Source organism: Pseudomonas sp. RC2C2, from assembly GCF_018390435.1.
GTDB classification, from domain to species: domain Bacteria; phylum Pseudomonadota; class Gammaproteobacteria; order Pseudomonadales; family Pseudomonadaceae; genus Aquipseudomonas; species Aquipseudomonas donghuensis.
Map to the genome: position 1 here is coordinate 3,657,604 of NZ_JAHBAX010000001.1, position 19,437 is coordinate 3,677,040.

A 19,437-nucleotide genomic window follows, 5' to 3' on the forward strand; every position below is an offset into this window, starting at 1 on the left:
ATGAGCAAACGCTCATGGGGCTGCTACCGATGACCTTGACCCAGCTGGAAATTTTCGCCGTGGTGGCGGCGCGTAAAGGCTTTACCCTCGCGGCGGCGCAACTGAACATCTCGCAATCCGGTGTTTCCCACGCTATTCGCGCCCTGGAGCAGGAGCTGGGCGTGGCCTTGTTCGAACGCCAGCAGGGCCGGATCGAACTGACAGATATTGGCAGCCGCTTGCTGCAACGGGCGCAAGCGATGCTTGGCCTGGCCGAAACCATGCGCCAGGAGGCCCTGGATGCGCGAGGGATGAAGCAGGGCACGCTGCGCATCGGTTCGTTCGGGCCGACGGCGTCGGTGCGTTTGTTGCCGGCGATACTCAAGGCTTACCGCCAGGCCTACCCTGGCATCGAAGTGCATGTCGACGAGGGCCCGGATCGCCAAGTGTTGCAATGGTTGCAGGAGCGGCGCATCGATATCGGTTTCGTGGTGCTGCCTGAAGAGCAGCTCGACACCTATCCGTTGCTGGAAGACCAGATGGTCGCGCTGCTGCCTGTTGATCATGCGCTGGCGCAGCAACCGGCGGTGACCCTCCAGCAGCTTTGCCGCGATCCCTTCGTGCTGACCGAGGCCGGGTCCGCCGAGATCGTCTCGCGCCTGTTTCTCAGCGCCAGGCTGCAACCACGCATTCGCTACCGCACCTCACAACTGCTCAGCACCCTGGAGATGGTCGCCAGCGGTGAAGGCTTGAGCATCGTGGCCCAGGCGTCCCTGCCGCTGAGCACGACCCTGGAGTACGTGCAACGCCCGCTCGATCCGCAGGTCAAGCGCACGGTGGGGCTGGCGGTGGTCGATGAGCGAATCATCTCGCCAGCGACCCGCGCCTTTATCGAACTTGCACGGACTTTGCCGCGTAATGTCGCCGACTGATTTATAGTAGCGCCCTCGTCAATGGCGTCTCCGGGAAAAGGAAGTGGTGTGTTTTTCAGGTTTGTTCTGATCGCCGTAATGCTGGCGATGTCCGCATGCAGTTCGCATTCCCCAAGCCCCGGTCCTTCTGCCAACAAAGTCGTGGCCGGCACCTACAAGGTCAAGCGCGGCGATACCCTGTATTCGATCGCTTCGCGTCATGGCTGGAGCTTCAAGGAGTTGGCGCGTTACAACGGCATCAGCGCGCCCTATGCGGTGAATGTCGGCCAGACCATCCGCTTTGGCGGTGCAAGAACCGCCACACGGACCACCACGAGCACCGCTAGCGCCAGCAAGGCAAGACCCGTGGCGCCCGCCACCAAGGTCACCTTGCGCGGGTGGGCGTGGCCGCTGCAGGGCACGGTGATCCGCCGCTACTCGTCCGCCGACAAGCTCAACAAGGGCATCCGCATCGCCGCCACACCGGGCCAGCCGGTGTACGCCAGCCTCGGCGGCAAGGTAGCGTTCGCGACGAACATCCGTGGTTACGGCAACCTGATCATCCTCCAGCACGGCACCTCCCATGCCAGCGTCTACGGTCACAACAGCAAGTTGCTGGTCAAGGAAGGCCAGACCGTCAGCAAGGGCCAGAAGATCGCCGAAGCCGGCGACCTGGATACCGACCGGGTGCAGCTGTACTTCGAGATCCGCCAGAACGGCAAGCCGATCGATCCGCTGAGCGTGTTGCCGGCGGCCGGCTGAGTCAGCCCAGCACCTCACGCAGGCGGTACCAGAACATCCCCAGGGCCAGCAGTGGCGAGCGCAGGGCCTTGCCACCGGGGAAGGTCAGGTGCGGTACGGCGCTGAACACATCCAGGCCCTGGCTGTGCCCGGCATGAATGGCCTCGGCCAATAGCCGCGCGGTCCAATGGCTGACGTTCAGGCCATGGCCGCTGTAGCCCTGGGCGTAGAACACGTTCGGGTGCTGTTGCAGGCGGCCGACCTGGGGGAAGCGATTGGCGGTGATGCCGATTTTGCCACCCCATTGAAAGTCGATGCGAGTGTCCGCCAGTTGCGGGAATACCTTGAGCATCTTCGGCTTCATGTAGGCGGCGATATCCACGGGGTCGCGCCCGGAGTAGTGGCAGGCGCCACCGAACAGCAGACGCCGGTCGGCAGACAGCCGATAGTAGTCCAGACCGACCTTCTGGTCGCACAGCGACAGGTTCTGCGGGATCAATTGCTCAGCCTGCGCCTGTGACAACGGCTCGGTGGCGATGATGTAGCTGCCGGCGGGCAGTACCTTGCCGCTCAGGCGCGGCTCCAGTTCCTCCAGGTGGGCGTTGCAGGCCAGCACCAGGCTGCCGGCGCGCACCGTGCCGTGGGTGGTTTTTACCTGCACGGTGGCGCCATGGCTGATTTCCACCACCGGGCTCTGTTCGAAGAGGCGTACGCCGAGGGACGCGGCCACGCGCGCCTCGCCAAGCACCAGGTTGAGCGGATGCAGATGGCCCGAACCGCGATCGATCAGGCCGCCGGCATAGACGTCGGAGGCGACCACCTGGTGCATTTGCTCGGGCCCGACCAATTGCGTTTCATGGCGATAGTTCAGCTCGGCCAGGCTCTGCTGCTCGGCACGGAAGGCGGCAAACTGCGCCGGGGTGTTGGCCAGTTCGCAAAAGCCCCAGCGCAGGTCGCAATCGATGCCGTGCGCGCAGATGCGCTCGGCCACTACTTCGACCGATTCGATGCCGGCGCGTTGCAGGTACTTCACCCCGTCCTGGCCGACGTAGCGGGCAAAGCCCTCGACCTCGTGGCCGATACCGCGAATCAGCTGGCCGCCGTTGCGACCGCTGGCGCCCCAGCCGATGTGCCGGGCTTCGAGGAGGATCACCGAGAGCCCGCGCTGGGCCAGTTCGATGGCGCAGTTGACCCCGGTAAAGCCGCCGCCGATCACGCAGACATCGGCCTGCAGTTCGGCGCCCAGGGCAGGGTAAGCCGCCAGGTTGTGGGCCGTGGCGCTGTAATAGGAGCGGACGTGTTCATAGGTGTGCTGGTTCATTTGTTCGACTTCACTTTGCTCCAGGAGCGGGTCATCAGGCGCATGATCGCCGGCGTCGGGGTGGTGGAGACATACAGCTTGTCCAGCACCTCTTGCGGCGGGTACACCTCGGGGTTGTTGACCAGTTCGGCATCCATGTACTGCTTGGCCGGCGGGTTGGCGTTGGCGTAGCCGACCACGCCGCTGACCTTGGCGATCACTTGCGGGTCGAGCAGGTAGTTGATGAAGGCATAGGCCTCTTTGCGGTTGCTGGCGTCGGAGGGGATGGCCAGCAGGTCGAACCACAGGTTGCTGCCTTCCTTGGGAATGGCGTAGGCGATGTTGACACCGTTCTTGGCTTCCTTGGCGCGATTGGCGGCCTGGAACACGTCGCCTGAGTAACCGAAGGCCACGCAGATATCACCGTTGGCCAGGTCCGAGACGTATTTGGAGGAGTGGAAATAGGTGATATAGGGGCGCAGGGTCAGCAGTTTCGCCTCCGCCTTCTTGTAGTCTTCAGGGTTATTGCTGCGTGGGTCCATGCCCATGTAGTTGAGGATGGCCGGGAACAGCTCGTCGGCCGAATCCATGAACGACACGCCACACTGGCTGAGTTTTTTCAGGTTCTCAGGCTCGAACATCACTGCCCAGGAATCGACGTGATCGACGCCCAGCACCTGCTTGACCTTGTCGACGTTGTAGCCGATGCCGTTGGTGCCCCACAGGTAGGGCACCGAATGCTGGTTGTCGGCGTCGTTCTCTTGCAGGGCCTTGAGCAGTACCGGGTCGAGGTTCTTCCAGTTCGGCAACTGCTCGCGGTCCAGTTTCACAAAGGCCCCGGCTTTGACCTGGCGGGCCAGAAAGTGGTTGGACGGCACGACCACGTCGTAGCCGGTGCGACCGGCCAGCAACTTGCCTTCCAGGGTTTCGTTGGAGTCGAACACGTCGTAGATGACCTTGATACCGGTGCTGCCCTGAAAGTCCGCCAGGGTGGTTTCACCGATGTAGTCGGTCCAGTTGTACACGCTGACACTGGGCTGGGCCTGGGCCGCGGCGCTGACCAGCAGCGCCAGGGTTGCAGTAACGACTGTTTTCATGGGACGCATATCGACACCTTTTCGAATTGTTGTTTTCGATACTTGTTACAAGGTCGAGCTCAAACGCTGAGCAGCAGGAACTCACGCTCCCAGGAGCTGATCACCCGTTTGAAGTTCTCGTGCTCGGCACGCTTGACCGCCACATAGCCACGCACGAACTTGCTGCCCAGGTACTGCTCGATGGTCGGGCAGTCCTCCATGTGCGCCAGGGCGTCTTCTATGGTGATGGGCAGGCGCAGGTTGCGCCGCTCATAAGCGCGGCCCTGCACCGGCGCGCTGGGGTTGATCTTTTCGACCATGCCCAGGTAACCGCACAAAAGGCTGGCGGCAATCGCCAGGTAGGGGTTGGCGTCGGCGCCTGGCAGGCGGTTTTCCACGCGCATGGCCTCGGGGCTCGAGGTCGGTACGCGCAGGCCCACGGTGCGGTTCTCTTCGCCCCATTCGACGTTGACCGGCGCCGAGGTGTCGGGCAGGAAACGGCGGAACGAGTTGACGTTGGGTGCGAACATCGGCAGCACTTTGGGGATGTACTTCTGCAGGCCACCGATGTGGTGTAGAAACAGCTCGCTCATCTCCCCGTCGGCGTCGACGAAGATCGGCTTGCCGGTGGCGATATCGACCACGCTCTGGTGCAGGTGCATGGCGCTGCCCGGTTCGTCGCCCACAGGCTTGGCCATGAAGGTGGCGGTGACGTTGTGCTTGAGCGCCGCCTCGCGCATGGTGCGCTTGAACACGGTGATCTGGTCGGCGAGGTCCAGGGCGTCGCCGTGACGGAAGTTGATCTCCATCTGCGCCGGGCCGTCTTCGTGGATCAGCGTGTCGAGGTCCAGGCCCTGGGCTTCGCACCAGTCGTAGACGTCTTCAAACAGCGGATCGAATTCGTTGGCGGCATCGATCGAGAACGACTGCCGACCGCTTTCGGCCCGGCCCGAGCGGCCCAGCGGTGCTTGCAGCGGCAAGTCCGGGTCTTCGCAGCGCTGGGTCAGGTAGAACTCCATCTCCGGGGCGACGATCGGCTGCCAGCCCTTGTCGGTGTAGAGCTTGAGGACTTTCTTGAGCACGTTGCGCGGCGACAGTTCGATCGGCTTGCCCTGTTTGTCGAAGGTGTCGTGAATGACCACGGCGGTTGGCTCGATGGCCCACGGCACCACATACACCGCGGCCGAATCCGGGCGGCAGACCATGTCGATGTCGGCGGGATCGAGCAGGTCGTAGTAGATATCGTCGTCGACAAAGTCCCCGGTTACCGTTTGCAGAAGCACACTTTCCGGCAGGCGCATGCCTCGTTCATGCAGGAACTTGTTGGTCGGTGCGATCTTGCCGCGGGCGATACCGGTCAGGTCACTGACCACGCACTCGACTTCGGTAATCTTGTGCTCTTTCAGCCACGCAGACAGCTGATCGAAAGGGGCATTCATAAAGACCTCGTTGTTGGTTTTATCCACGCCAGGACCGGCAGTTGCGACCGGCTTGCCACCCGAGCGGCTTCCCCTGTAGCGCGTTGAGGTCTATCTTGGGTGACGCGTGCGCATTCGATCTATCCACTTTCAGCAAGACTAAAATGCACCAAAAGAGTGCATAAAGAGCAGCTCATGACAGCGTCAACGCCTTTGCGGGTCCAGGCTTTCAACACCGCCGATGTCACCGAACAGGTCCGCGCCACCCCAGGCTGGACCCAGCATTACCAACAGATGTCTCCCGGGCATTTCGCCGGCCAGTTGCGCTGCCTTGACCTGCAGGGCGTGGAGATCTACGAAGAGTGCATGAACACCCGGATCGAGCAGAATTTCAGTGCGCCGGCCGGCTCCCTGGCGTTTTGCTTCGACCGCAGCGACCACAGCCTCTACGTGCTCAATGGCGAAAGCCGCAACATCTGGATCACCCCGGAGAACTACCAGGAAGTAGCGGTGGTGTTCGGCCCGGAATTCGTCCAGCGCCACGGCCTGGACATCGCCCGCCTCGACGGGCTGTTCATGGCGCCGCTGAACTCGATGCAGAACGAGCTGTTCAGCCGCTGGCTGAGCGGGACGCTCACGCGCATCTCGCAGACCATCGACCCGCCAAGCCAGGATGCGCTGGCCGGGCAACTGCTCGAAGACTGTCTGTTCATTCTCGATAACGCGTGCATCTGCCTCGATCGCGGGGCGTTGTGGCGGCGTACCGAAGAGCGCGCGATCATGCGAAAAGTCGGCGAATGGGCGGCCGATTGCCCGGAAGAAACGCTTAATCTGCTGGAGCTGTCGCAGGTCGCCGGGGTGTCCTTGCGCCAGTTGCAGCACGCCTTCAAGGCCTTCACCGGCATGGCCCCGGCACAGTGGCTACGCCTGCGCCGGCTCAACAGTGCCCGGCGTGAACTGCTCAGTAGCGGGCCTAGCGACACCACCGTGGCCGAGGTGGCCATGCACTGGTCGTTCTGGCACCTGGGACGGTTTTCCGACAGCTACCGCAAGCTGTTCAGGGAGCTGCCCAGCGAGACCCTCAAACGCGCGGCGCTGTCAGTCAGATAGCCAGCAGTGGTAATGTTCGACCTACTAAATGAAGTCGATAGCCTGGAAAGACCATGCCAAGAGCCTCCCACCAAGACCTGCGTCGCGCGTTCCGCCAACTGCTTGCCTCACCTGCCTGCTACCACACCGCCTCCGTATTCGACCCGATGTCGGCGCGCATTGCCGCCGATTTGGGCTTTGAGGTGGGTATCCTGGGGGGCTCGGTGGCATCCTTGCAGGTGCTGGCCGCACCTGACTTTGCCCTGATCACCCTCAGCGAATTCGCCGAGCAGGCAACGCGGATCGGCCGGGTGGCCCAGTTACCGGTGATTGCCGACGCCGACCATGGTTATGGCAATGCGCTCAACGTGATGCGCACGGTGACCGAGCTTGAGCGTGCCGGGATTGCCGCGCTGACCATCGAGGACACCTTGCTGCCCGCCCAGTTCGGGCGCAAGTCCACCGACCTGGTCAGCATCGCCGAAGGCGTCGGCAAGATCCGCGCGGCACTGGAGGCACGGGTCGACCCGGAGCTGTCGATCATTGCCCGCACCAACGCGGCGCTGATCCCGACCGAAGAAGTCATCGCCCGCACCGTGGCCTACCAGAACGCCGGCGCCGACGCGCTGTGCATGGTCGGTATCCGCGACTTCGACCACCTTGAACAGATCGCCGCGCACCTGAGCGTGCCGCTGATGCTGGTGACCTACGGCAACCCGCAGCTGCACGACGATGCGCGCCTGGCCGAGCTTGGCGTGCGTATCGCCGTCGATGGTCATGGCGCCTACTTTGCCGCGATCAAGGCCACCTACGACTGCCTGCGCGAACAGCGGCGGATCACCAGCAGCGCTTCGGACCTGAGCGCCACCGAACTCACCCATACTTACACCGTACCGGGCGACTACATCGTCTGGGCCCGTGAGTACATGGATGTCAACGAATAAGCCACAAGGCTTAACCAAAGCAACAACTCTCTACAAATGGAAGCGAAACAATTCATGAAGAAATCTACAGGCGTACTCGGCCTCGCAGTGGTAGTGGCAGCGGCATGCACCGCGGGTGCCTGGTACACCGGCAAGCAATTGCCCGGCGTGCTCGAAACCACCATCGCCGAATCCAATGCCCAGACCAAGCAGGCGCTGCTGGGCATGGAAACCACTATGGAGCTGCAACTGGTATCGCTGGACAGCCGTCTGTTCAGCAGTACCGCCAAATACCGCCTCAAGGTGCAGAACCTGCAGGTTGGTGAAGAAAGCAAAAGTTTCGAGCTGAATTTTGTCGACCAGATCGAACATGGGCCGTTTCCGCTGTCGCGGGTCAAGGCACTGAAGCTGATGCCGGTCATGGCTGCAAGCCACTACGCCCTGGAAAAAGACGCTGCCACCGCTGACTGGTTCGCCCTGACCAAGGACGTTTCGCCGCTGCAAGGCCAGGTCGCCTACGGCTACGATCGCTCGATGGACAGTGCTTTCCAGGTGGCGCCGATCGAGTGGAGCAAGGACGGCTCGTCGCTGAAGTTCTCCGGGTTTGAAGTCAGTGGCCACGGCAACGAAGGCGCCGAACATGTGCAACTCACCGGCCAGTCGGCCGGCCTGAGCCTGAACCTGGTCGACCCCGACAGCAAAGTGCTGAAAGTCGAGATCAAGGGCCTGAGCCTGACCGGCGACATGACCAAGACGCCGTTCGGCTTCTATGTCGGCAAGATGGACATGGCCGTGGCTGACACGGTCGCGACCTTCGGCGACGAGCAGAAGGTCCTGGTGCTCAAGGGCCTGGCGCAGAACAACGAATACAAGAACGACGGTGACAAGCTCTCGGCGCGCATGGAATACAAGGTTGCCGACATCAACTTCGACGGCAAGGCCATCGGTGCCGGCGAGATGGTCTGGAGCCTCAAGCGTCTCGACATCCCGGCCATGCAGGCGCTGATCGGCTGGTACCAGAGCCGCCTGCCGGAGTTCCAAAAGGCCGCTGCCGAAGGTGAAGGCATGCCGGACCTGGCGATGACCGAGGCCGAAACGGCCCAGGTGCGCAGCGATGTGCAGCGTCTGCTGGCGGCCAAGCCGCAGATCGCCCTGGAGAACCTGTCGTTCAAGACTGCCAATGGCGAAAGCCGTTTCAACTTCAGCGTTGACCTGGCCAACCCGAGTTCTCTGGAGTTGCCACCGCAGGAGCTGTACAAGCAGTTGATCACCCAGCTGCAGAGCAAGCTGTCGCTGTCCAAGCCGATGATCGGTGACCTGGCGACCCTGCAGGCGCAGTTCGAAGGCCAGACCGATGCTGCCATCGTCTCCCAGCAAGCGGCTCAGGCCGGGGAAATGGTCAGCATGATGGCGGTGCAAAGCCAGATGGCCAAGGTCGAGGGCAACGACATCGTTACCACGCTGCACTATGCCGATGGCATGGTCGACTTCAACGGCCAGAAGATGACCGTTGAGCAGTTCGCCAGCGTGATCATGGCCAACGCCAGCGCAATGCAGGCGACAGGCGGTTGATGTTCAGGCCCGGGGCGCCCGCCCCGGGCTTGTTTCACTAAAAAAACCTTTTGAATTCATCCGATTATCTGTAGCCTTCGGCATCCTATAAAAACCCGAGGCCGCAGCTGGTCCGTGGTTCTGTGTGCAAGGCTGAGTTGCCCTGCCTGCGGAGCCTGTAGCCGATTTGCCAGGGCTCGGTGATACACTCGACTTACGCGCTCAAGCGCCTGCAGGTCCAGCGATCATGACCCAGATTTCCGAACGCCTTCTCGTCCAGGCCCACCTCGATGCCAAGCAGCCCAAGCCGCTGACGCCCGAGCAAGAGGCCGACTACCGCGCCGCCATCGCTGCCGAACTCAAGGCACAAAATGCGGTGCTGGTTGCCCATTACTATTGCGACCCGGTGATCCAGGCCCTGGCCGAAGAAACCGGCGGCTGCGTGTCCGACTCGCTGGAAATGGCCCGCTTTGGCAAGAACCACGCGGCCACGACCGTGGTGGTGGCCGGTGTGCGCTTCATGGGCGAGACGGCCAAGATCCTCACTCCGGAAAAGCGCGTGCTGATGCCGACCCTCGAGGCGACTTGCTCGCTCGATCTCGGCTGCCCGGTAGAAGAGTTCTCGGCGTTCTGCGACAAGCACCCCGAGCGCACCGTGGTGGTGTATGCCAACACCTCGGCGGCGGTCAAGGCCCGGGCTGACTGGGTGGTGACCTCCAGTTGCGCGCTGGAAATCGTCGAAAGCCTGATGGACAACGGCGAGACCATCATCTGGGGGCCGGACCAGCACCTGGGCCGCTACATCCAGAAGCAGACCGGTGCCGACATGCTGCTGTGGGATGGTGCCTGCATCGTTCACGAAGAGTTCAAGTCGCGCCAGTTGGCCGACATGAAGGCGCTGTACCCGGATGCGGCGATTCTGGTGCACCCGGAATCGCCTGAGGCGGTGATTGACCTGGCCGATGCGGTGGGTTCCACCAGCCAGCTGATTGCTGCGGCGCAAACCCTGCCGAACAAGACCTTTATCGTCGCCACCGACCGCGGCATCTTCTACAAGATGCAGCAGTTGTGCCCGGACAAGATCTTCATCGAAGCGCCCACCGCCGGTAACGGCGCGGCCTGCCGCAGTTGCGCGCATTGCCCGTGGATGGCGATGAATACCCTGGAGCGCACCTTGCAGTGCCTGCGTGAGGGCAGCAACGAGATCTTCGTCGAGCCAGCGCTGATCCCCCAGGCGATCAAGCCGCTCAAGCGTATGCTCGACTTTACCCAGGCGGCGCGGATGAAGTTGTCCGGTAACGCCTGACGACGCCTTCGCGGGGCAAGCCCGCTCCTACCGTAAGAGCGGGCTTGCCCCGCGATGCTTTTTGCGGTGTTAGCGCATCATGTCCTTGACCATCCGCTGCTGCTCCATCAGCTCGCGCTGACGCGCATCGATCTTCGACGCCAGGACAAAGTTGTTGCCGGCCCGCTGTTTAGCGTAATCGAGCTGTTGCAAGGCCTGGTCGAAGTCGCCCACCAAGGCGAAGTACTCGGCGCGGGCCTGGTGCAGGCCAATGGTGTTGCCGGACAACCCGCGCACTTCCGCCACGTCATACCAGACATCCGGGTCTTGCGGGCGATTCTTGAGCAGCGCATCCAGCGCCTTTTCCGCCTCGGCGGGGCGGTTCTGCTTGAGCAGCAGGTCAATGCGCGCCTGTTGCAACGGGTAGTTGCCCGGGTACAGGCCACGCATCCGTTCGACGCGCTGCTGGGCATCGGGCAAGCGGTTGTTGGTGATGTCCAGGTCGATCTGCGCCAGGTTGTAGGTGATGTCGTTGGGCGCCTTGGCCAGCAGCGGCTTGAGGTTCTCGCGCGCCTCGTTCAGGCGCCCGCCCTTGATCTGGGCCAGGGCCAGGCCGTAGCGGGCGGCGTCCTGTTGCGGGTTTTCGTCGAGCTGCGCCTGGAAGCGCTTGGCCGCAAGCCCTGGGGTGCCTTCGTAGATCAATGCCACCCGCGCACGAATCAGTTGATAACGCTTGCTGTCTTCAGTGCCGCCCTTGGGCGCCTGTTCGGCGCGGTTACGGGTATCGGCGATCCGCGATTCGGTGACCGGGTGAGTCAGGAGGAATTCCGGCGGCTTGGCGTCATAACGGTATTGGCGCATCAGGCGCTCGAACATGGTCGGCATGTTGCGCGGATCGTAGCCGGCCTTCTCGAGGTTGAGGATACCGATGCGGTCGGCTTCCTGTTCGTTCTGCCGGGAGAAGCGCCGCTGTTCCTGGATGGCTGCGGCCTGGGTGCCGGCGATCGCGGCAATACCGGCATCACCGGCCCCTGCTGCGGCGGCGACGATACCGATCAGCAGCGCGCCCATCATCGGCAGTTGCATGCGTTGCTGGGCCTCGACGCCCCGGGCGAAGTGGCGCTGGGACAAGTGCGCCAGTTCGTGGGCCAATACCGAGACGTACTCGCCCTCGGTCTGGGCATTGAGGAACAGCCCGCCGTTGACCCCGACGATCCCGCCGGGGGCGGCGAAGGCGTTGAGTTCGCGGCTGTCGATGAGGATGAACTCCAGGCGCCGGTCCTGTAGCTGGCTGGTCTCGGCCAGGCGGTAGACGCTGGTTTCGACGTAATCCTTGAGCTGGGGATCGTTCAGTTGGTTGACATTGCCCCGCAGCAGGCTGAGCCAGGCGCGGCCCAGCTGGTGTTCCTGTTGCGGGGAGACAATGGCAGAACTGGCGTCGCCGAGTGACGGCAGGTCGTCGGCATGGCTGGGGAGCGCCATCAAACAGGCCAGCGTCAGCAGGGTAGGGCGCAGAAAATTCATGCACGAAGCTCTGGTCGACAAAGAACCTTACTGTAGCCCGCTCACACGTTGGCGACCAGTGGCGGTATCCTACCGGGCTTGTTCAAAATGCTACCTGTGCCCGCATTCCTGCCTGGAGAACCCCATGAGCGCTACCCCGACCCATGACGCCGAACTCGACGCCAGCGGGCTGAACTGCCCGCTGCCGCTGCTCAAGGCGAAGATGGAGCTCAACCGCCTGGACAGTGGCGCAGTGCTCAAGGTGATTGCCACCGACGCCGGTTCCCAGCGCGATTTTCGCACTTTTGCCAAGTTGGCCGGTCATACGCTGCTGCTCGAAGAGGCCGAGGCCGGTGTGTACACCTACTGGTTGAAGAAAGCCTGAGTTTTCTCTGTTAAAGGATCGTCAATGTTCAAGGTGCTTCGCGACTGGATGCAGCGCTACTTCTCCGATGAAGAAGCGGTGGTATTGGCGGTCTTGCTGTTTCTGGCGTTCACCGCCGTCCTGACCCTGGGCGGCATGCTTGCCCCGGTGCTGGCGGGGATGGTCCTGGCGTTCTTGATGCAGGGCCTGGTCAATGCCCTGGAGCGCCTGCGGGTGCCGACCCGATACGCGGTGGCGCTGGTGTTCACGTTGTTCATGGGCGCCCTGGCGGTGTTCCTGCTGGTGCTGGTGCCGCTGCTCTGGCACCAGTTGATCACCCTGTTCAACGAGCTGCCGGGCATGCTCGGCAAGTGGCAGTCGCTGTTGCTGCTGTTGCCCGAGCGCTACCCGCACCTGGTCTCTGACGAACAAGTGCTGCAGGCCATCGAGGTGATGCGCGGCGAGATCGGCAAGTTCGGCCAGTGGGCGCTGACCTTCTCGTTGTCGAGCCTGCCGCTGCTGGTCAACATCATGATCTACCTGGTGCTGGTGCCGATCCTGGTGTTCTTCTTCCTCAAGGACCGCGAGCAGATCGCCCACTGGGTCAGCGGTTACCTGCCCAAGGAGCGGGCGCTGATGACCCGGGTGGCCGAAGAGATGAACCGGCAGATTGCCAATTACATCCGCGGCAAGGGCATCGAGATCCTGATCTGTGGTGTGGCCACCTACATCGCCTTCATCAGCCTGGGCCTCAACTATGCGGCGTTGCTGGCCCTGCTGGTCGGCCTGTCGGTGGTGGTGCCCTATGTCGGCGCGGTGGTGGTGACCGTGCCGGTGACCTTCATTGCGCTGTTCCAGTGGGGCTGGGGCGATCAGTTCATCTACCTGATGGCGGTGTACGCGATCATTCAGGCCCTGGATGGCAACGTGCTGGTGCCGTTGCTGTTCTCCGAGGCGGTGAGCCTGCACCCGGTGGCGATCATCTGCGCGGTGCTACTGTTTGGCGGCTTGTGGGGGTTCTGGGGGATTTTCTTTGCGATCCCGCTGGCGACCTTGTTCAAGGCCGTGCTGGATGCCTGGCCGCGGCGCGAGCCGATGGTGGCGCCGCTGCTGTGAGCTTTTGTGGGAGCTGGCTGCCAGCGATACAGGCGCATTGGCCCTTGCGGCTAGCGCGGTGATGCAATCGCTGGCAAGCCAGCTCCCACAGGTAAAGCGCTATCAGGCCTTGTTAAGCGCCTGCGCTTGCGCCAGTACGGCATCGACATGCCCGGGCACCTTCACCCCACGCCAGGCCTTGCGCAGCACGCCGTCCTTGTCGATCAGGAAGGTGCTGCGGTCCACGCCCAGGTATTCCTTGCCATAGAGCTTCTTCAGCTTGATCACGTCGAACAGCTGGCACAGGGCCTCGTCCTTGTCGCTGATCAGCTCGAAGGGGAAGGCCTGCTTGGCCTTGAAGTTCTCGTGGGACTTGATGCCATCGCGCGAAACGCCAAACACCAGGGTGTTGGCCGCGTCGAAGGCCGCATGCTGGTCACGGAAACCCTGGCCTTCGGTGGTGCAGCCCGGGGTGCTGTCCTTGGGGTAGAAGTACAGCACCACCTGCTTGCCCTTGAGCTCAGCCAGGCTGATGCTCTGGCCACTGGTGGCCAGGGCCTGGAAATCGGCGACGGGTTGGTCGAGTTCAACGGCCATGAAAGCTTCCTTACATCGGGTTCTGTGGGCGCCACGGTTCGATCAGCGCATCCAGGTTCAGCGCATCGGAGAAGTCCAGGAACTGGTCACGCAGCCAGCTGATCTGGGTACCGGCCGGCAAGGTCACGGTAAAGGTGGCGTTGAGCATGGTGCCGCCGGTCTGCGGCGCCTGGTAGGTGTCGCAGGTCAGGTTCTCCAGCTCCACGTGGTGGTCGATGAAGAACTGGCACAGCTCGTTGATGATGTCCGGGCGATAGGCGGCGCTGACATAGGCCACGTACGGCAGCGACAGCGGGCGTACCTCCAGCTCGGCGCTGCGCACCACGTTGACGGTGAAGGTGTGCTTCTTGGCCAGGCCCGGCAGGGCGGCTTCGAAGCGCGCCAGGGCGTCCCAGCTGCCGGTGACCTGCAGCACCAGGGCGCTGCACTCGCCGTGGCGGGTCAGGCGCGAGGTGACGACCGAGCAGCGATTGTCGTTGCTGGCCCGGCACAGGATGTTGGTCAGCTCCATGGGGTTGGCACCCAGGGCGCTGATGACAAGGAATTGTTCGCGAACGGTGGGGGTGGACATGCAGCATTCCTAAAGCGATGAGCGGTCGGTACCTGACGTGGCAAAAAGGCCGGCAGGCAAGAGCCCGGGGCTCAGGATCGAGGCTTCGGGCGCTGGCTACGCGCGTTGTCGGCAGCCCGGCGGGCCACTATGTACCGATCAAAGACAGAAGGGTAGCGAAAATGGCCGCCGAGGGGAATGCTCCGCCCGCCTGCTTCGCTTGTGCAAGGCCGATGGCGCCAGTACCATTACCGCTCTCTTTTTCCGGCAGGAGCAGATTCATGATTGCGGGCAGTATGGTGGCATTGGTCACACCCATGGATGCACAAGGGCGTCTTGATTGGGACAGCCTCGGCAAACTCGTGGACTTCCACCTGGAGAAGGGCACCCATGCCATCGTCGCCGTCGGTACCACCGGCGAGTCCGCCACCCTGGACGTCGATGAACACATCAAGGTCATCGAGTTCGTGGTCAAGCGCGTTGCCGGCCGCATCCCGGTGATCGCCGGTACCGGCGCCAACTCCACCAGCGAAGCGGTGCACCTGACCCGCAACGCCAAAAAAGCCGGCGCCGATGCCTGCCTGCTGGTGGTGCCGTACTACAACAAGCCGACCCAGGAAGGCCTGTACCAGCACTTCAAGCACATTGCCGAAGCCGTCGACATCCCGCAGATCCTCTACAACGTACCCGGCCGCACCGCCTGCGACATGCAGGCCGAGACCGTGATTCGCCTGTCGACCGTGGCGAACATCATCGGCATCAAGGAAGCCACCGGCGACCTTACGCGCGCCAAGGCCATCCTCGATGGCGTCAGCAAGGACTTCATCGTCCTGTCCGGCGACGATCCGACCGCCGTTGAGCTGATCCTGATGGGCGGTAAAGGCAACATCTCCGTGACCGCCAACGTCGCGCCGCGGGAAATGGCCGATCTGTGCGAAGCCGCCCTTGAGGGCAATGCCGAGAAGGCTCGCGCGATCAACGAAAAACTCATGCCGCTGCACAAGAACCTGTTCATCGAAGCCAACCCGATTCCGGTGAAGTGGGCTTTGGTCGAAATGGGCCTGATGCAGCAAGGCATCCGCCTGCCACTGACCTGGCTGAGCGAATCCTGTCACGATACGGTACGCCAGGCGATGCGCCAGTGCGGCCTGCAGTTTTAATTGAGGACGTACACCGCATGAAGCGATTGGCTGGTCTTTCCGCCCTTGCCTTGATCATCTCCAGTACCAGCGGTTGTGGCTGGCTCTGGGGCGAAGAGGGTTACTTCCGTGACCGCGGCAGCGATTATCTGGAGGCCACCCAGAAGCCGCCGATGCAGCTGCCACCGGATGTCAGCAGCGCCAAGCGGCTCGATCCGCTGCTGCCGATCCCGCGCAACGTCGCCGACGACAACGTCAAGGGCGAGTTCGAAGTGCCACGTCCGCAGCCGCTGAGCGCGGGCGCCGACATCAGCGATTTCAGCCTGCAGAAGAGCGGCAGCGCGCGTTGGGTCCTGGCCCAGCGTTCGCCGGCTGAAGTCTGGCCGGTTGCCCGTCAGTTCTTCGAAGACAATGGCTTCCGGATTGCCGAAGAGCGTCCACAAACCGGCGAATTCAACACCACCTGGCAGCGTTTCGACGAGCTCTCGGCGTCCATGGCCAAGCGCCTGGGCAGTGCTTCGAGCAGCAGCGACAACGAAGTCCGTGCACGCATCCGCATCGAGCCGGGCGTGCAGCGCAACACCAGTGAGGTCTACATCGTTACCGTCGAGCGTCCGGCCGGCAGCACGGCCGAGCAGGACTTCCCGGCGCGTTCGGCCAACACCGGTGTCGACGCCATCCTGGTCGACGAAATGCTCGCCAGCATGACCCGCAGCGCCGAGAAGGGTGGTTCGGTATCGTTGCTCGCCGCTCGCGACTTCGACGCCCCGAGCCGCGTTAGCCTCAGCGAAGACGGCAGCGGCAACCCGGTGCTGAACCTGGGCGCCGACCTCGATCGCGCCTGGTCCAGCGTTGGCCGTGCCCTGGAACAGGGTGATTGGCGCGTCGAGGACATCAACCGCAGCCTGGGCCTGTACTACATCAACCTCGCCGAGAAGGCCGAGACCAAGGAGCAGCCAGGCTTCTTCAGCCGCCTGTTCGGCAGCGCACCGAGCAAGGAAGAGCGTGAAGCCCGTGCCGAGCGCTATCAGGTTCGCCTGAGCAAGGTGGGCGAAAGCGTCCAGGTGACCGTCGAGAAGAACATCAACACCGTGGCCCCGGCAGACGTCGCCCGCCGCGTGCTGAGCGTGATTCAGGACAATCTGGGTTAAGTGCGCTTCGCCGTACTTGGAAGTGGAAGCCAGGGAAATGGCACGCTGATCGCCAGTGGCAACACCTTGCTCCTGGTCGATTGCGGCTTTTCCCTGCGTGAAACCGAGCGGCGCCTGGCGCTGCTCGGCGTTTCTGCGGCGCAATTGAGCGCGGTGCTGGTCACCCACGAACATGCCGACCACGTGCATGGGGTCGGGTTGCTGTCGCGGCGCTACAATGTACCGGTCTACCTCAGCCGCGGCACCTTGCGCGGCATGCGCAAGCCGGTCGAGGCCGCAGGCTTTCTGGCCGCCAATGACACGTTGCAGCTGGGCGACTTGAGCGTTACTGCCGTCGGCGTCACCCACGACGCGCTGGAGCCGCTGCAGTACGTATTTGGTGATGGTCGCCGGCGCTTTGGTGTGCTGACCGACCTGGGCTCGTATGACGCGGCCCTGCTCAGCAGCTACCAGGGCCTGGATGCCCTGCTGATCGAGGCCAACCACTGTCGCGACCTGCTCGGACGCGGGCCTTACCCGATGTTTTTAAAGCAGCGGGTGGGCGGCGACTACGGACATTTGAACAACCATCAGGCCGCGCGCCTGGTGTCGGAGCTGGACTGGCAGAACCTGCAACACCTGGTGCTGGCCCATCTCAGCAGCAAGAACAACCAGCCACAGCTGGCCCGGCAATGCTTCGTCGATACCCTCGGCTGCGACCCGGACTGGCTACAAGTGGCCAATCAGGATTCCGGGCTCGACTGGCGTGAAATCGCCTAGCCCATCATTTAGCAAGCGGAGCCCATCATGGAAAAACGTGAAGAACTCTACCGCGGCAAAGCCAAGTCGGTTTACAAGACCGACGACGCTGACCGCTTGATCCTGCTGTTTCGCAACGACACCTCGGCGTTCGACGGCAAGCGCATCGAACAGCTCGACCGCAAGGGCATGGTGAACAACAAGTTCAACGCCTTCATCATGCAAAAGCTTGAAGAAGCCGGCATCCCGACCCAGTTCGACAAGCTGCTGGGCGACAACGAGTGCCTGGTCAAGAAGCTCGACATGATCCCGGTCGAATGCGTCGTGCGTAACTATGCTGCCGGCAGCCTGGTCAAGCGCCTGGGCGTCGAAGAAGGCATCAAGCTCGAGCCTTCGACCTTCGAACTGTTCCTCAAGAACGACGAGAAGGGCGACCCGTTCATCAACGAATCCCACGTGGTTGCCTTCGGCTGGGGTACCGCCGAGCAGTTGGTGAAGATGAAAGCCCTGTCGCTCAAGGTCAACGAAGTGCTGAGCAAGCTGTTTGACGACGCCGGCCTGCTGCTGGTCGACTTCAAGCTTGAGTTCGGCGTATTCCACGGCGAGATCGTCCTGGGCGACGAGTTCAGCCCGGACGGCTGCCGCCTGTGGGACAAAGAGACCCGCAAGAAGATGGACAAGGACCGCTTCCGCCAGGGTCTGGGCGACGTTATCGAAGCCTACGAAGAAGTTGCCAAACGCCTGGGCGTGCCGCTGTAAGCGACAAGTTCACGCAAGCGCCTGATACCACGCGAATTTTTTTCGCAAACAGGCTTTGCCTTTCGGCAAACTGCTGGTATCATGCGCGCCACTGGAGAGATGCCGGAGTGGCCGAACGGGACGGATTCGAAATCCGTTGTACTGGCAACAGTACCTAGGGTTCAAATCCCTATCTCTCCGCCACACATACGAAAGCCCCTGAAATCAATGGTTTCAGGGGCTTTTTGTTTATGGATTGTACGTAGATTTCTACAACTTCAGTGGCTGCGAAGGTCGAAATCGTCGGACATTTCTTGATCAGTAGCTATCTACCAGTTGATTTGCACCCACTTTTGGACTGCGAGACCAGTGCTAATGCCTCCTAGGCACTGTATGAAAAAAGGTGTCGCAGACAACGCATCGGACAAGCCAACGAGATCATCGCTGCAAAACTTTTCGCGAGCTTATCGAAACGAGTAGCGATACGTCGGTGCTCTTTCAGCCATCCGAACATCCGTTCGATGATGTTGCGTTGACGATACTTTGGACAGTCGAACAGCCTGGGTAGCCCTGGCTTAGGCTTCCGTTTCATGGTTCGCAGAGGGATTACAGGTTGCATTCTGTAGCGGTCACAGTACCGCCGCAGAGCTTCGGCGTCGTAGCCCTTGTCAGCCAGTAGCCATCGGCAGCACTTGCGTGGCCGACCGCGAGTATTGGGAATGCTCTCGTCATCGAGCAGCGGCTGAGCATAGTTGATATCGCTGGTTTGTCCGCCAGAGAGCAGGAAGCGCAACGGCACCCCGTAGGCATCGCAAAGCATGTGGATCTTGGTGGTCAAACCACCACGGCTGCGGCCTAATGCGTGGTCGGCGGATTCGTCAGGCCCCCTTTTTTACCCGCGCCTGATGACGCTCGGGTAGCGCGAATTGCGGCTGAATCGATCATCCAGGTTTGCAGATTGATCTGACCCTGCTCGTTGAGCCTGATATGAAGACGCTTGAGCATCTGGTCGAACGTGCCGCGGTCTCTCCAGTCACGAAAGCGCTGATCGACCGTGGACCAGGGGCTGAAATACTCTGGCATGTCGCGCCACTTGGCGCCCGAGCACAGGATCCACAGCACGCCGTTGACCATCAGCCGGTCATCAACGCGGGGACGGCCTTTACGGCGGTTTTCAGTGAAGAGATCGGCCACCACATCCCACGCAGCATCAGAGAGTTCGTAACGCATTGCCATCACAGGATTCCTTTCCTTGGATAGTCAGAGACTCTACAAAATCTCAACGCGTA

The 19,437-nt window shown here is 62.2% G+C and carries 19 protein-coding genes and 1 tRNA gene; 13 read left to right on the forward strand and 7 right to left on the reverse strand.

What is annotated here, in order from left to right:
• Window positions 1–29 precede the first annotated feature (29 nt).
• Together KHO53_RS16895 and KHO53_RS16900 are read left to right on the forward strand one after the other, a co-directional pair.
• Window positions 30–911 carry a LysR family transcriptional regulator gene (locus KHO53_RS16895; protein ID WP_213570632.1) on the forward strand — a complete coding sequence of 294 codons (882 nt, stop codon included), beginning with the start codon at window positions 30–32 and terminating at the stop codon, window positions 909–911.
• 48 nt (window positions 912–959) lie between these two features.
• The gene (locus KHO53_RS16900; RefSeq protein WP_010223179.1) at window positions 960–1,652 is read left to right on the forward strand and encodes a peptidoglycan DD-metalloendopeptidase family protein; all 693 of its coding nucleotides are present in this window, start codon (window positions 960–962) and stop codon (window positions 1,650–1,652) included.
• A 1-nt stretch (window position 1,653) separates the two neighbouring features.
• Here the strand turns inward: KHO53_RS16900 and KHO53_RS16905 are convergent, their stop codons facing one another.
• The 3 genes from KHO53_RS16905 to KHO53_RS16915 are packed head-to-tail and all read right to left on the reverse strand — an operon-like array spanning window position 1,654 to window position 5,446.
• Window positions 1,654–2,952 (reverse strand): NAD(P)/FAD-dependent oxidoreductase, encoded by a 1,299-nt coding sequence (locus tag KHO53_RS16905; protein ID WP_213570533.1) that lies wholly within the window; start codon window positions 2,950–2,952, stop codon window positions 1,654–1,656.
• Window positions 2,949–4,037 (reverse strand): polyamine ABC transporter substrate-binding protein, encoded by a 1,089-nt coding sequence (locus KHO53_RS16910; protein WP_010223177.1) that lies wholly within the window; start codon window positions 4,035–4,037, stop codon window positions 2,949–2,951. The genes KHO53_RS16905 and KHO53_RS16910 overlap by 4 nt, the downstream gene beginning before the upstream one ends.
• Window positions 4,038–4,087: 50 nt before the next feature.
• Window positions 4,088–5,446: a glutamine synthetase family protein gene (locus tag KHO53_RS16915; protein WP_213570534.1), complete on the reverse strand. Its 1,359-nt coding sequence runs from the start codon at window positions 5,444–5,446 to the stop codon at window positions 4,088–4,090.
• Between the two features lie 174 nt (window positions 5,447–5,620).
• Between KHO53_RS16915 and KHO53_RS16920 the strand changes: the two genes are divergently transcribed.
• From KHO53_RS16920 to nadA, 4 genes are all read left to right on the forward strand, one after another.
• Window positions 5,621–6,535 (forward strand): helix-turn-helix domain-containing protein, encoded by a 915-nt coding sequence (locus tag KHO53_RS16920; protein ID WP_010223175.1) that lies wholly within the window; start codon window positions 5,621–5,623, stop codon window positions 6,533–6,535.
• Window positions 6,536–6,588: 53 nt separating this feature from the next.
• Window positions 6,589–7,458: an oxaloacetate decarboxylase gene (locus KHO53_RS16925; protein ID WP_010223174.1), complete on the forward strand. Its 870-nt coding sequence runs from the start codon at window positions 6,589–6,591 to the stop codon at window positions 7,456–7,458.
• 54 nt (window positions 7,459–7,512) lie between these two features.
• Entirely contained in the window at window positions 7,513–9,009 is a 1,497-nt protein-coding gene (locus KHO53_RS16930; RefSeq protein ID WP_213570535.1) for a YdgA family protein, read from the forward strand.
• Between the two features lie 226 nt (window positions 9,010–9,235).
• The gene (gene nadA / locus KHO53_RS16935) at window positions 9,236–10,294 is read left to right on the forward strand and encodes a quinolinate synthase NadA (protein WP_115088288.1); all 1,059 of its coding nucleotides are present in this window, start codon (window positions 9,236–9,238) and stop codon (window positions 10,292–10,294) included.
• Window positions 10,295–10,363: 69 nt separating this feature from the next.
• Here nadA and KHO53_RS16940 read toward each other — a convergent pair whose 3' ends face one another.
• Window positions 10,364–11,797, reverse strand: coding sequence for a M48 family metalloprotease (locus tag KHO53_RS16940; protein WP_036994159.1), 1,434 nt, complete (start codon window positions 11,795–11,797; stop codon window positions 10,364–10,366).
• A 124-nt stretch (window positions 11,798–11,921) separates the two neighbouring features.
• On the opposite strand from KHO53_RS16940, the gene KHO53_RS16945 reads away from it, so the two are divergent.
• Window positions 11,922–12,161, forward strand: a complete 240-nt coding sequence (locus KHO53_RS16945) for a sulfurtransferase TusA family protein (RefSeq protein ID WP_010223170.1) — start codon at window positions 11,922–11,924, stop codon at window positions 12,159–12,161.
• Window positions 12,162–12,185: 24 nt separating this feature from the next.
• Window positions 12,186–13,256 (forward strand): AI-2E family transporter, encoded by a 1,071-nt coding sequence (locus KHO53_RS16950; protein WP_213570536.1) that lies wholly within the window; start codon window positions 12,186–12,188, stop codon window positions 13,254–13,256.
• 102 nt (window positions 13,257–13,358) lie between these two features.
• Here the strand turns inward: KHO53_RS16950 and KHO53_RS16955 are convergent, their stop codons facing one another.
• Entirely contained in the window at window positions 13,359–13,832 is a 474-nt protein-coding gene (locus KHO53_RS16955; protein ID WP_010223168.1) for a peroxiredoxin, read from the reverse strand.
• A 10-nt stretch (window positions 13,833–13,842) separates the two neighbouring features.
• Window positions 13,843–14,403: a glycine cleavage system transcriptional repressor gene (locus tag KHO53_RS16960; RefSeq protein WP_010223167.1), complete on the reverse strand. Its 561-nt coding sequence runs from the start codon at window positions 14,401–14,403 to the stop codon at window positions 13,843–13,845.
• A 260-nt stretch (window positions 14,404–14,663) separates the two neighbouring features.
• Here KHO53_RS16960 and dapA point away from each other — a divergent pair, with 260 nt between their 5' ends.
• The 5 genes from dapA (at window position 14,664) to KHO53_RS16985 (ending at window position 18,352) form a co-directional block, all read left to right on the forward strand.
• Entirely contained in the window at window positions 14,664–15,542 is an 879-nt protein-coding gene (gene dapA / locus KHO53_RS16965) for a 4-hydroxy-tetrahydrodipicolinate synthase (protein ID WP_159388226.1), read from the forward strand.
• 17 nt (window positions 15,543–15,559) lie between these two features.
• Window positions 15,560–16,672: an NlpB/DapX family lipoprotein gene (gene bamC / locus KHO53_RS16970; RefSeq protein WP_010223165.1), complete on the forward strand. Its 1,113-nt coding sequence runs from the start codon at window positions 15,560–15,562 to the stop codon at window positions 16,670–16,672.
• Window positions 16,673–17,431, forward strand: a complete 759-nt coding sequence (locus KHO53_RS16975; RefSeq protein ID WP_010223164.1) for an MBL fold metallo-hydrolase — start codon at window positions 16,673–16,675, stop codon at window positions 17,429–17,431.
• Between the two features lie 27 nt (window positions 17,432–17,458).
• Window positions 17,459–18,169, forward strand: coding sequence for a phosphoribosylaminoimidazolesuccinocarboxamide synthase (purC, locus tag KHO53_RS16980; protein WP_010223163.1), 711 nt, complete (start codon window positions 17,459–17,461; stop codon window positions 18,167–18,169).
• Between the two features lie 93 nt (window positions 18,170–18,262).
• Window positions 18,263–18,352: transfer RNA gene (locus tag KHO53_RS16985), tRNA-Ser, on the forward strand.
• A 178-nt stretch (window positions 18,353–18,530) separates the two neighbouring features.
• Here the strand turns inward: KHO53_RS16985 and KHO53_RS16990 are convergent.
• A protein-coding gene (locus KHO53_RS16990) for an IS5 family transposase (RefSeq protein ID WP_213570537.1) occupies window positions 18,531–19,384 on the reverse strand; the annotation gives its coding sequence in 2 pieces (ribosomal slippage) (window positions 18,531–19,040 and window positions 19,043–19,384; 852 coding nt in all).
• Window positions 19,385–19,437 lie beyond the last annotated feature (53 nt).

Excerpts from the sequence above, each read along its gene's own strand:
- KHO53_RS16920 (WP_010223175.1), top strand. The coding sequence starts at position 5,621 with ATGACAGCGTCAACGCCTTTGCGGGTCCAGGCTTTCAACACCGCCGAT.
- KHO53_RS16910 (WP_010223177.1), bottom strand. The coding sequence starts at position 4,037 with ATGCGTCCCATGAAAACAGTCGTTACTGCAACCCTGGCGCTGCTGGTC.
- KHO53_RS16930 (WP_213570535.1), top strand. The coding sequence starts at position 7,513 with ATGAAGAAATCTACAGGCGTACTCGGCCTCGCAGTGGTAGTGGCAGCG.
- nadA (WP_115088288.1), top strand. The coding sequence starts at position 9,236 with ATGACCCAGATTTCCGAACGCCTTCTCGTCCAGGCCCACCTCGATGCC.
- KHO53_RS16955 (WP_010223168.1), bottom strand. The coding sequence starts at position 13,832 with ATGGCCGTTGAACTCGACCAACCCGTCGCCGATTTCCAGGCCCTGGCC.
- KHO53_RS16945 (WP_010223170.1), top strand. The coding sequence starts at position 11,922 with ATGAGCGCTACCCCGACCCATGACGCCGAACTCGACGCCAGCGGGCTG.
- KHO53_RS16950 (WP_213570536.1), top strand. The coding sequence starts at position 12,186 with ATGTTCAAGGTGCTTCGCGACTGGATGCAGCGCTACTTCTCCGATGAA.
- dapA (WP_159388226.1), top strand. The coding sequence starts at position 14,664 with ATGATTGCGGGCAGTATGGTGGCATTGGTCACACCCATGGATGCACAA.
- KHO53_RS16895 (WP_213570632.1), top strand. The coding sequence starts at position 30 with ATGACCTTGACCCAGCTGGAAATTTTCGCCGTGGTGGCGGCGCGTAAA.
- purC (WP_010223163.1), top strand. The coding sequence starts at position 17,459 with ATGGAAAAACGTGAAGAACTCTACCGCGGCAAAGCCAAGTCGGTTTAC.
- KHO53_RS16960 (WP_010223167.1), bottom strand. The coding sequence starts at position 14,403 with ATGTCCACCCCCACCGTTCGCGAACAATTCCTTGTCATCAGCGCCCTG.
- bamC (WP_010223165.1), top strand. The coding sequence starts at position 15,560 with ATGAAGCGATTGGCTGGTCTTTCCGCCCTTGCCTTGATCATCTCCAGT.
- KHO53_RS16905 (WP_213570533.1), bottom strand. The coding sequence starts at position 2,952 with ATGAACCAGCACACCTATGAACACGTCCGCTCCTATTACAGCGCCACG.
- KHO53_RS16940 (WP_036994159.1), bottom strand. The coding sequence starts at position 11,797 with ATGAATTTTCTGCGCCCTACCCTGCTGACGCTGGCCTGTTTGATGGCG.
- KHO53_RS16925 (WP_010223174.1), top strand. The coding sequence starts at position 6,589 with ATGCCAAGAGCCTCCCACCAAGACCTGCGTCGCGCGTTCCGCCAACTG.
- KHO53_RS16915 (WP_213570534.1), bottom strand. The coding sequence starts at position 5,446 with ATGAATGCCCCTTTCGATCAGCTGTCTGCGTGGCTGAAAGAGCACAAG.